Origin of the sequence: Leuconostoc citreum (assembly GCF_004354555.1) — a bacterium.
GTDB classification, from domain to species: Bacteria; Bacillota; Bacilli; order Lactobacillales; family Lactobacillaceae; genus Leuconostoc; species Leuconostoc citreum.
In genome coordinates this window covers 155,524-167,129 of the sequence record NZ_PUFH01000002.1, presented here as the reverse complement: position 1 = coordinate 167,129, position 11,606 = coordinate 155,524, and the positions used below count along the sequence as shown (strand labels likewise).

Genomic DNA, 11,606 nt, shown 5'->3' with positions numbered 1-11,606 from the left:
TTTGATGTTTTATTCACTACGTAGACTGCTCTTCTTTGGTCGTGACTTGACATAAGCGACCAATAATAATGATCCGATGATTGCTACGGATATAGTGTTCACAACCGCAGTTACTGCACCTTGTAGGAATACTTTCTGTGCCGCTTCTTTATAGATTATAATATCGCCAAGCGGTGCGATAATCACCCAGACCAAGACATTTGAAACTGCCTGCCAAACATTAAATTGCACCAATTTTTTGGTTGTCAACTCGCCATATTCTAATGCTAAATACTTTTTACCAAAGCCTAACAATAAGCCAAAGACGCCATCTGCAATCACCCAAGACCACCACGGTGCCCCATAGGTCACGGCATCATTTAATGTATGTCCAATTAAACCAACCAACAAGCCTACTACGGGACCAAACAACCCCGCAATCAATGCTAACCAGCCCTCAGCAACATTGATTGTCGTATTGGGCACACCGGTTGGGATGGCTATAAACTTCATTAAAACAAAAAACACCGCAGCCCCTATACCAGTTGCAACGACTGATTTCACTGAAAATCCCTGATTCTTTTTCTGATTATGCATGCTTTTACGCCTCGCTTTCTAATTAACTGTTCTGTTACGCTACCACACAAAATAAACGACTAGGCCCTACATGACCGATATTGAAAACAAAAAAGGTCCCTGTTAGTCATCTAGCGCATGACTAACAGGGACGCAAAAACGTGGTACCACCCAAATTTAATCGCACATTGTCTAACAGTATGCAATCCTTAAGGTTGATAACGGGACTAACCGTGCCAACAGCTTTCACTATTCGCCTCATTCACGTTCATTTTCAATATGTCTCATCAAATCGGCTTTCACCCGCCCGACTCGCTTTACTGATGCTACATACTTACTCTTCGTTTCATCGATTTATTAACATGACTAGATTTTAAGACACTTCTCACACTTTGTCAATGCATTTATTATTTTATTAATCTGGCAAAATAATTTGCGTAGAAGGACCTTGTGGTTGATTAATCTCTTGTTGTTCTTGTACTAAGAAGCTCGGAAACATTGTCAAAGATTTTTGTTCAAAACCAATAACGGATGAACCCAATATGCGACTCACTAATTCAATTAATCTTTCTTCAAAAATCGGCTTATCAATTTGTTCAATTTCTGGTTTGAGTGCTTGCTGATACATATTAATGTGCACATGTGGCATTAATGCATAGTCTCGCCCAATAAGACCAGCCCACGCTTCAAAAAGCTCACTTGGCACTTCATCTTCGTCGCTAGCTATCGGCATAAAGTTCACACTAAAAGTATTATTAGCTTCACCCTCTTCATCAAATTCAGCTTGCGTGATTTTACCATTTGTTAATTCACTGGCATAGTCAAAATCAAAGACGCGTCGCTCGTCAAAAATGTGAATAAAGCCTGCTGTCGCTTGTTCATCACTAGCCATATCAACTACACGCAAAATACGATCACGCTGCCCATTAAAAAGTTGTTGTGTAAAATAAGACATTATTCACCCATATGCTGATTATATCGCCTTAGGCTAACCAATAAGCATACATTCCTCCATCCATTTGTTACCCAATTCTAACACAATGATTCACGAACCACCATATTTCAAATGATAAAAAAATTCAGTCCGAACAGTGGACTGAATTTTTAAACATTGCTTAAAGTGTTGTGAAATCAAAGACTTTACGTCCGGTAATTTTACCAGCTTTCATCTCATCAATGATTTCGTTCATGTCTGCAAAGTTAACTTTCTCAACAATTGGCTTAACTTTGCCTTCTGCACCAAACTGGAAAGCTTCTTTCAAATCAGCGCGTGTGCCTACTAATGACCCACGAACTTCAATACCATCTAAGACGGTCTTAGCAATATTCAAAGCCATGTCACCTTGTGGCAAGGCCACAGCAACTAACTTACCCATAGGGCGTAGTGAGTCAACTGCTTGATTAAATGCAGCTGCGTTAACTGCGGTCACTTGTGCAGTATGGACACCACCGGTTGCTTTTTGTACTTCAGCAGCCACATCTTCAACCCTTTTACGGTTGATTAGGACTTCAGCACCATTCTCTTTTGCTGCAGCAAGCTTATCATCATTACCATCAATAACAGCCACATGTGCGCCAAACACGTTGTGCGCATACTGAACAGCTAAGTTACCTAAACCACCGGCACCATGAACAGATACCCACTGACCTGGTTTTGTTTCACCGACTTTAAGTGACTTATACATTGTCACACCAGCACAGGTAATCGACGTAGCTTCAAGTGGATCCAAGCCTTCAGGCACTTTAACAGCATACTTAGCATTAACCACTGCCTGTTGTGACATAGCACCATCAACCGTGTAGCCTGAATTCCGAACTTTACGACAAAATGTCTCATTTCCCGTTACACAATAATCACAAACGCCACAAGCATCATAAAACCAAGCAATAGATACACGATCACCGATCTTCAAGTAATCACCAGCACCTTCTGCTAACTTTGACACACGACCAACACCTTCATGTCCGATTACACGGCGGAACGCACCGTTTCGTTGTCCAATTTTATTAGGATTCCCAAAATCGGCACCGGCTACGTGCAAGTCTGTATGGCAAAGACCAACATATTCCATATCAACTAGGGCTTCACCAAATGACAAAGCTTTTGGTTCCCAATTATCAATTAAATCAACGTAACCATCTGGGTTTTCACGTACGACTGCTGCTTTCATAATATCGATATACTCCTTCTTTTTGTGAACTATTTTACAAGTAAATTGTACCTGTTTTAAGGACAGATGTAAAGTTTTTTTATCAAAAAACACACAATTTCACAATTTATTATGTGATCAATCAGACTAAAAAAACACATGCTAATGCACGTGTTTAATCAAAAGTTAACACTAATTTACCTAAAACATGTTTTAATGTCTGGAATTGTTTCATGTTTTCGGCATCAAAAGGTGCAACTTGGGCAATTTTGATTGAAATTTTGCCAACTGAAACAAGGCCCAGCAGTGTTTCTAAACGCTGCCCATTCGATTGCAGGTAACTGTGTTGTACCCGTTGATCAGTTGCATCTTCGACAAGTGATACTAATCTGCCCTGTGGTTTGAGTACATTTAACGATTGCTGTAATGTATCGCCACCAATTGTGTCTAAGATGACATCAACCCCCTCGGGTAAAGCCTGTGTCAGGGCAGTGGTGCGATAATCAATGACTTGCACTTGATTATCTATCGCCTGCAAATATGCTGTCGCTGTGCTACTGGCAGTAGTGTATATCGTTTGTGCGCCTCGAAGTCGTGCAGCTTGTATTGCAGCTGATCCAACTGACCCTGCCCCACCATGAATTAAGACAGACTCACCTGGCTGAATATCTAAATCTACTGTCACCATCTGATAACCCGTTTGCGCGCCTAAAACTGTTGCCGCAGCAGTTTCATAACTGACATTATCCGGTATTTTAGCCAGCAAAGATTGACTAACAGCAACATACTGTGCATAAGACTTTAAATGCGTCGAAGCTGCCACGCGGTCACCTATGCTAAAGTTTTCCACCTCATCTCCAACAGCAATGACTTGACCGGAAACACTTGAGCCTGGAATTAATGGCGTTGGTTTATCTGTCCCCATCAACCCTTGACGAAACTTAACGTCATAAGGATCAATTGCTGTGGCGTGTTGTTGTACAAGAACCTGTTTTGATTTAATTTCTGGTCTTTGTGCTGTTTGTGTATCCGTCAAAACATCCAAGTCACCATAATTAATCATTTCTACAGCATACATTGTGTCACACTTTCTAAATTAATATAATTGATTGCAACGTGTCAATAACTATATTTTAGTCTAAAAACGATCATAAGTGTTACTTCCTGTTCTAAAAAAGCATGAACTAATGCTATGCATCGTCCATGCTCTCATTTAATTCAGATAATTTGATTTAACATCAGCCATTGTTTGTAATACGGTTGCCTTATCTAAAACAACTAGCATTTCAGGAAGATTTGGTCCCTGAACTTCATGTGTTGTCGCAATACGAATAGGATTCCAGAGATTACGGCCTTTAATTTCGAGCTGATTTTGAATACCACGAATCGCATTCAGGTAATCTTCTGCTGTCGCATCATCAGGTAGTGCGATGTAAGCTGATTCCCATGCATCAAACACGCGACGACCTTCTTCGGAGGTTAAGTAAGCCACCATCTCATCAGTAATATCACCTAATTCAAAGAAAGGCTGACGTACTAGGTCAACTATTTCACGCGTATAAGAAATGCCTTCAACACCAGCCACCTTAATCACCTGAGCTAACCAATCTGCCTTAGCTGTTGCATCAGCAGGACTAACAAGATTAGCAGTCACTAATTCTTGAATTAATTGTGGCATAATTTCTTCTAAATCACGGCGCATCCACTGGTTATTAATCCATTCCAACTTCTTTTGATCAAACTTCGCATTTGCCTTTGACAGGCGGGTTTCGTCAAACATTTGCTTAAATTCTTCTAGTGAGAAAATTTCGTCTTCACCCTTTGGTGACCAACCTAGTAAACCAATAAAATTGACCATTGCTTGTGGTTGATAACCTAATGCTTTGTATTGTTCAACGAATTGCAAGACGTTTTCGTCACGTTTTGATAACTTTTTACCTGTCTCACCATTGATAATCAGCGCCATATGACCAAATTGTGGTATATCCCAACCAAGCGCTTCAAATATCATCATTTGCTTGGGGGTGTTAGACACGTGATCATCACCACGCAACACATGCGAAATCTTCATCATGTGGTCATCAACTACAACTGCAAAATTGTATGTTGGCATGCCATCGGCTTTTTGAATGACCCAATCGCCTCCAACTTCTTTGGCACCAATTTCAATGTGTCCTTTAACAATATCATCCCAAGCGTAAGTCTTTTCTTCTGGCACACGGAAACGAACCACTGGCTTTAGACCCTTTGCTTCAAATTCGGCATACTTTGCCTCACGTTCTTCACGTGTTAAACCTTCATATTCGTAAACATAATGCGGGGCTTGCTTGGCTGCTTGCTGAGCTTCACGTTCAGAAGCTAGTTGTTCCGACGTTTTATAAGATTTATATGCCAACCCTTCAGTCAACAACTTATCAATAAACGGTTGGTAAATACCCTGCTCATTACGCTCAGATTGGCGATAAGGTCCATATTCACCTGGCTTTTCCGGTGATTCATCCCAGTCTAAACCGAGCCAAGCTAAGTTTTCTAACTGAGATTTTTCGCCATCAGCAATATTACGGGCTGAATCTGTATCTTCAATACGAATAATAAATTTACCATTATAATGGCGAGCAAAAAGCCAGTTAAAAATAGCTGTACGCGCATTACCAATATGTAAATGGCCAGTTGGTGATGGTGCGTAGCGAACACGAATATCTTCTGTCATGTGATGTGTTATAGGTGTTTGTATAAAAAATCATACAAACACATTCCTCCTCAGTTATACGGGTAAAACCCGCTATTTATCTACTCTATTGTACAACATTACAGCGCATAATTTCCAACGCAGACTGGCCTGCCAATTCAAACGGTCAAATTTATGTCGATCCCTTCTACGTGTACTTCATTTAAGTACATCATGAGCAGTAATGACGTATATTCAAGCTATTTGTACAACGATATTGGTTGTTTCACGTGAAACACTTTAGCAAGAGATTAATCTAACGCTAACGCCAAGGCTTCACTTAATGTGGCAACGCCAATGACTTGAATTCCTGCTGGTAATTCAATACCATTGAGGTTATTTTTTGGCACAATTGCTCTTTTAAAACCAAGTTTGCGCGCTTCTTTCAAGCGTCCTTCAATATCAGCCACACTACGCACTTCCCCAGTCAATCCAATTTCACCTACAAAGACATCACTAGGTCGTGATTCTTTATCATGATATGAACTCGCCAAGGCCACAGCAATAGCTAAATCAATCGCCGGTTCATCTAATTTAACCCCGCCGGCCGCTTTCAGGTATGCATCTTGATTTTGTAATAACAAGTTGGCGCGTTTTTCGAGCACTGCCATAATTAACGACACGCGATTGCGGTCCAATCCCGATGCTGTTCGTTGAGCATTACCAAAAACAGTTGGCGTCACTAATGCTTGCAACTCGACTAAAATTGGTCGTGAGCCTTCAAGCGCCACAACAATAGCTGACCCAGTTGCACCAGCAAGACGCTCCTCTAAAAATATTTCTGACGGATTAGCAACTTCAATTAGTCCACCATCACGCATTTCAAAGATTCCTAATTCATTGGTGGCACCAAAACGGTTTTTAACAGCACGTAAAATACGATATTTATAGTTACTATCTCCTTCAAAATAAAGCACCGTATCAACCATATGCTCTAAAATTTTTGGTCCAGCAATTGCCCCATCCTTGGTGACATGTCCAACAATGAAAACAGATATATTATTTGTCTTGGCAATTTGTAATAAGTCAGCAGTTACTTCTCTAATTTGTGAAACTGATCCTATAGCAGAAGTTACATCGGGCTCCTGCATTGTTTGAACGGAATCAATCACAACAAAATCAGGTTGTAAATCATCAATTTGCTTCTTAATGGCTGTCATGTCTGTCTCAGGATAAAGATAAAATTCATCATTCCCGACACCTAAGCGGTCAGCACGTAACTTCACCTGAGTGGCAGATTCTTCACCTGTAACATACAAGACACGTCCCTCATGAGCTAATTGACCAGATACTTGCAATAGCAAGGTCGACTTACCAATACCAGGGTCACCACCAATTAGCACCATAGAGCCCGGTACCACACCACCCCCTAAGACACGATTTAATTCTTTGAGGTTTGTCGCTACTCGCGGCGTTTCTTCTGAAGTGACTTCATTAATTTTTTCGACTTTGGCAGTCCGACCATCCAAGCTCACTCTGCTCTTACGGTCTGTTGTTTCTGGTAAGACCTTTTCTTCGACAAGCGTACCCCATTCGCCACAATTGCTACAGCGCCCGAGATAACGTGCTGAAACATAGCCGCAGTTAGAACAAATAAATTGTGTTTTTACTTTAGCGATAATCGGTCTCCTTTAAACTGTTGCACAACTAATTTTGGCCTGTCGACCCAAAGCCACCCTGTCTCTGTGCTTTCTCTGTTGTATCATCCCCATCGGCTAATAGATATGGTAAGAAAATACCTTGGCCGATACGTTCACCCTTTTTAATCACAACATCTTTCACCCCAAAATTAATAAATTGAAAGAAAATTTCACCTTCATTAGAAGGATTATTATAATAATCAGCATCAACAATCCCTACAGCATTTGGCATCATAATCCGCTTCTTAATTGGGCCACTAGAACGCGAAACCAGTTGTAAGTATTCGCCTTCTGCCATATAGGCTTTGATGCCCGTCGGTACCAATACTGGTTTAAGCATCCCCTGTAAGTCTTCATTATCTCGTATATTTTTAAGCTTGCCAAGTGATAAAATATTTAGTCCTTTAAAGAATGGATTACTTAGAGCACTTGGAATAACCACATCTTCAGATGCCTCAAAGTCATAGCCAGCTGCTGCTTCTGTGCTTCTTTTTGGTAAATTCAAGTCATCCTGATTCTTAGTTGATACAATTTCAAATCCGCGCATAATTATTTAACACACGATGTCTTATGACAAATCATGTGCTTCCTCCATTTCAATTATCTTTCTACTATTATACGGTAATTCGCTATGAAATTTATATCAAATTACCGTCCAAATGAATTGCCATATTATTTTAACCCTGATAGCATATCAAATATAGCTATGCCTGCGGTATAATAAAGTAACCTATTGTTGTAGTCTTACATGATATGCAGAATGGAGAAAGTGATGAAATTCCAACATGAACCCGGTCGTTACTTTTTAAAAGAGAACGACAAAACCTTAGCCGAAATTAGCTATACAACAATTAACGATGGCCAAACCTATGCCATCAATTCAACAATTGTTGATCCGTCACTACGTGGTCAAGGCGTGGCAGCACAACTAGTAGATGCTGTCGTTGATGAGGCACGTGAAAAGCATATGACAGTACACCCCGTTTGCTCATATGCTCGTCAAGCTTTTTATAGAAACCCGGATAAGTATCAGGAGATTGAGTACAAACCATGAGCCAAGCGTTACAAAAAATTATTGCTGGTCGTCGCGCCGCTGAATTTGTTCAAAATGGCATGGTTGTCGGGATTGGGTCTGGCTCAACCATTGCCCATGTCATCGAAGCACTTGGTGAACGTGTCGCGCAAGAACAACTTAACATTGTTGGCGTAGCGACTTCTGAAAAAACACGCCGCAATGCAGCACAACTGGGAATTCCCATGTACAATGTCGATGATATTGATAAAATCGATTTAACTATTGATGGTGCTGATCAAATTGCCGATGACTTTTCAGCCATTAAGGGCGGTGGCGCTGCATTATTATGGGAAAAAATCGTCGCCTTCAACTCACGACAAAATATTTGGGTTGTTGATGAAACAAAACGTGTCACTAAACTGAACCAATATCTACCTGTTGAAGTAATCCCATATGGCGCTAACCAACTGTTTAAGCGTTTTCAAGCAGATGGTTTTCACCCAACATGGCGTTTAGACCAAAACGGTAATCCTGTAAGAACTGATTCAGCTAATTTTTTAATTGATTTACATTTACCAATGATTGATAATCCTCGTGATTTGGGGGATGAACTCATCAAGATGGTCGGTGTTGTCGAGCATGGCCTGTTCACTGATGTCGTTAACCGTGTCATTATTGGCACAGATTCACAAACAGCAAAAGTAATTGATGTTAAATAATACGAAGCAATGAACTATGTTTCATTGCTTTTTTGGTATGATTAGCTATTTTAACAACTAAACCTTATATAATAGCTTTTTATCATGTCATAATAGATAACATGTTTAATTGGTCTACATTTAATTAGCGCTAAAATATGCGTATAGATATGTTATTAAGGAGATAACCATGCGCATTGAATCAGATTCCCTGGGACAACTCAATATCCCGCAAACCACCTATTATGGTATCCATACCCAAAGGGCTTTAAATAATTTTCCTATTTCTAAAGCGTCAACGCATCCTGAACTTATTCGTGCTTTCATTGAAATCAAACAAGCTGCCGCACAAACAAATGCAACGTCTGGTAATCTCAACCGTTCGGTGGCCAAACACATTGTCAGTGCCACTAAAATATTACTCAATCAGCCTATTGACACAACCATGTTCCCCATCAGTGATATTCAAGGTGGCGCTGGTACCTCTACTAACATGAACGTTAATGAAGTCATTGCTAACTTAGCCCTTGAAAAAGTTGGTCGTCAACGTGGTGATTATCAATTCATTCATCCAAATGACCATGTGAACATGGGACAAAGCACCAATGACACTTACCCAAGTGCAGGGAAAATTGCACTTATCCGCTTATTAGCGCCACTCTTAAATGAATTAACCCAACTCATTGATGCCTTGGGCAATAAGGCCGATGAATTTTCTACGACTTACAAAATGGGCCGGACACAATTACAGGATGCCGTCCCAATGACATTAGGTAACAGTTTCCATGCTTGGTTAAAACCGTTATTGCGCGACAGTCTGCGTATTCAATCTGCGCGTGATAGTCTTTATTATTTGAATATGGGCGGTTCAGCTATTGGCTCTGGCATTAATGTCAGCTATCATTACCAAGTACATATTGTGCCAAATTTAGCAGGAATTACTAAACTCCCCTTAAAGCAAGCGCATGACTTATTTGATGCCACACAAAACTTAGATAGTTTTGTGGCACTCTCAGGGGCTTTAAAAACTTTAGCAGTTAACCTTTCTAAGATAGCAAATGATTTACGGTTGTTGAGCTCTGGGCCAAGATCTGGCCTTTTAGAAATTAACTTACCTGCAAAGCAAGCAGGTTCCTCGATTATGCCTGGCAAAGTCAATCCCGTGATTCCTGAAGTCGTCAATCAAGTTGCCTTTGAATACTTCGGCTTTGATGCAACAGTCACGGCTGCAGCTGAGGCCGGACAACTTGAGTTAAATGCATTTGAACCCATTGTGTTCAAATCACTTTTCACCGGCATCGAACATTTAACAGCCGCCATGGCGACCTTACGAATTAATGCCATTGATGGTATTACTAGCAACAAAAATAGATTAGCACAGGACATTGATTTATCAGTCAGCTTTGCCACAGCTATGGCACCAATCGTTGGCTACCAATTGGCAGCAAAAATGGCCAAAGAATCGCTTCGAACAGGCAAGTCTTTACGACAAATTGCCGAAAAGAAAAATTGCTTTACACCAGAAGAACTGGCACATATCTTCAAAGTCGAAGATATTGTCATTAACGCACGCACGCCGGAACATGGTCTCGTATTACACGCGCCAGAACAAAAAAATAGTTAGAAAAAAGCAGTCACAATGTGACTGCTTTTTTTGATTGCCCCTGCTGGATTCGAACCAGCGCATGTCGGTACCAAAAACCGATGCCTTACCACTTGGCGAAGGGGCAATAGTTAATCTTTTTAGCCGTTAACTATTAAATCGGCTATGGGAGCGGTAGGATTCGAACCTACGAACCCGAAGGAACGGAGTTACAGTCCGTCGCGTTTAGCCAGACTTCGCTACACTCCCATATCTCAAACAACTATATTATAATACCAAATTTTTGAGACCTTGGCAACCCTTTTAATGGGCTTTTTTCCAATTTTTTTTGAAAGAATCACGTAATAACCCAAAGACTGTCCAAAGTGACACAATAATAATTAATTTTTTGAGTAAATCTGTATCTAGACTAGTAAAGAATTTAGCTGCAACCAAGACACCAAGAACGCCACCAATTGCCACACCAGCAAAGCCGCGCCAAGATATACGATCCATTTTAATGACATTCCAAGCAGTGGTTGGCATAATTAAAGCAGCATCTAACATCATGACTGGAAAAGCAATCGCCGGATTAACACCCATCAACGAGAAAAAAATCAATTCTGGTGCATAGTTACCTAGCCCCATAGTCATCAAAACACCAATGCCTAAATTAAACACAATGCCTAAGATCAACCACCACCCATGTAGCCCGTGAACGCTCATGGCATTGCTTGAACCTGGTGTCGTAATCATACGAATAATCATAATCACAACGGCTATAAATAGTGCCCCTGCCATCACCCGCTGCACAGTCGGTGCATGCCAATTTTTTGTCACGTGCGTTCCAACGTAAGCGCCTATAACAGCAGCTGTTGTCATTGGAATTAACGTGGTTAATTCCACCTTGACCGCAGTAATAAAGAATAAAGCTTCTACCATCACGGGAAAGGCATGCATCGCATTTAGTGTGCCCGGTAATTGCCGATCATCTTGGACAAAATGCGTCGCACGAAATGCGGCTGTTGTGGTGGCAAATGAGCCAATCCCTAGCGTGTCACCAAAGTCAGTGAAAAAACCAATAAGCATTCCTAAACCGAAACGTTCAAATATTGGTTTTTTACGCATAAGATACGTACGGGCAACGATAACAACCATTAATATCATTACTACGACTAACAAAATCTGAATAAATAAAACAACTGCTTTTTCATGCATAAGACGTGATTACTCCCAGA

Annotated in this window: 11 protein-coding genes and 2 tRNA genes; 3 read left to right on the top strand and 10 right to left on the bottom strand. The window is 40.7% G+C overall.

Annotated elements, in window-relative coordinates; all coding sequences use genetic code 11:
- Positions 1 to 9: 9 nt before the first annotated feature.
- The 7 genes from C5L21_RS01310 to C5L21_RS01280 all read right to left on the bottom strand — a co-directional run bounded on the left by C5L21_RS01310 (position 10) and on the right by C5L21_RS01280 (position 7,620).
- Positions 10 to 576, bottom strand: coding sequence for an ECF-type riboflavin transporter substrate-binding protein (locus C5L21_RS01310; protein ID WP_004899578.1), 567 nt, complete (start codon positions 574 to 576; stop codon positions 10 to 12).
- Between the two features lie 394 nt (positions 577 to 970).
- Positions 971 to 1,510, bottom strand: a complete 540-nt coding sequence (locus tag C5L21_RS01305) for a hypothetical protein (protein WP_004904508.1) — start codon at positions 1,508 to 1,510, stop codon at positions 971 to 973.
- Between the two features lie 160 nt (positions 1,511 to 1,670).
- A complete protein-coding gene (adhP, locus tag C5L21_RS01300) occupies positions 1,671 to 2,726 on the bottom strand; it encodes an alcohol dehydrogenase AdhP (protein ID WP_085699352.1) in 1,056 nt (351 codons plus the stop codon).
- A gap of 154 nt (positions 2,727 to 2,880) precedes the next feature.
- On the bottom strand, positions 2,881 to 3,783 hold the full coding sequence (locus C5L21_RS01295) for an NADP-dependent oxidoreductase (RefSeq protein ID WP_085699354.1): 903 nt from the start codon (positions 3,781 to 3,783) through the stop codon (positions 2,881 to 2,883).
- Between the two features lie 135 nt (positions 3,784 to 3,918).
- Positions 3,919 to 5,415 carry a glutamate--tRNA ligase gene (gltX, locus tag C5L21_RS01290; RefSeq protein WP_004899587.1) on the bottom strand — a complete coding sequence of 499 codons (1,497 nt, stop codon included), beginning with the start codon at positions 5,413 to 5,415 and terminating at the stop codon, positions 3,919 to 3,921.
- Between the two features lie 269 nt (positions 5,416 to 5,684).
- Entirely contained in the window at positions 5,685 to 7,052 is a 1,368-nt protein-coding gene (gene radA / locus C5L21_RS01285; protein ID WP_080514229.1) for a DNA repair protein RadA, read from the bottom strand.
- 28 nt (positions 7,053 to 7,080) lie between these two features.
- Positions 7,081 to 7,620, bottom strand: a complete 540-nt coding sequence (locus tag C5L21_RS01280; RefSeq protein ID WP_004899592.1) for a dCTP deaminase/dUTPase family protein — start codon at positions 7,618 to 7,620, stop codon at positions 7,081 to 7,083.
- A gap of 225 nt (positions 7,621 to 7,845) precedes the next feature.
- Between C5L21_RS01280 and C5L21_RS01275 the strand changes: the two genes are divergently transcribed.
- The 3 genes from C5L21_RS01275 to C5L21_RS01265 all read left to right on the top strand — a co-directional run bounded on the left by C5L21_RS01275 (position 7,846) and on the right by C5L21_RS01265 (position 10,410).
- Positions 7,846 to 8,127 (top strand): GNAT family N-acetyltransferase, encoded by a 282-nt coding sequence (locus C5L21_RS01275; protein ID WP_004904518.1) that lies wholly within the window; start codon positions 7,846 to 7,848, stop codon positions 8,125 to 8,127.
- Complete coding sequence (gene rpiA / locus C5L21_RS01270) at positions 8,124 to 8,807, top strand: ribose-5-phosphate isomerase RpiA (protein ID WP_004899594.1); 684 nt, start codon at positions 8,124 to 8,126, stop codon at positions 8,805 to 8,807. The genes C5L21_RS01275 and rpiA overlap by 4 nt, the downstream gene beginning before the upstream one ends.
- A 169-nt stretch (positions 8,808 to 8,976) precedes the next feature.
- Positions 8,977 to 10,410 (top strand): aspartate ammonia-lyase, encoded by a 1,434-nt coding sequence (locus C5L21_RS01265; protein ID WP_004904519.1) that lies wholly within the window; start codon positions 8,977 to 8,979, stop codon positions 10,408 to 10,410.
- Between the two features lie 34 nt (positions 10,411 to 10,444).
- On the opposite strand, the gene C5L21_RS01260 is transcribed toward C5L21_RS01265, so the two are convergent.
- The 3 genes from C5L21_RS01260 to C5L21_RS01250 all read right to left on the bottom strand — a co-directional run bounded on the left by C5L21_RS01260 (position 10,445) and on the right by C5L21_RS01250 (position 11,586).
- Positions 10,445 to 10,516 (bottom strand) — tRNA-Gln (locus tag C5L21_RS01260).
- Between the two features lie 39 nt (positions 10,517 to 10,555).
- Positions 10,556 to 10,638, bottom strand: a tRNA-Tyr gene (locus C5L21_RS01255).
- Positions 10,639 to 10,692: 54 nt separating this feature from the next.
- Positions 10,693 to 11,586, bottom strand: coding sequence for a sulfite exporter TauE/SafE family protein (locus C5L21_RS01250; protein WP_085699356.1), 894 nt, complete (start codon positions 11,584 to 11,586; stop codon positions 10,693 to 10,695).
- Between the last annotated feature and the right edge of the window lie 20 nt (positions 11,587 to 11,606).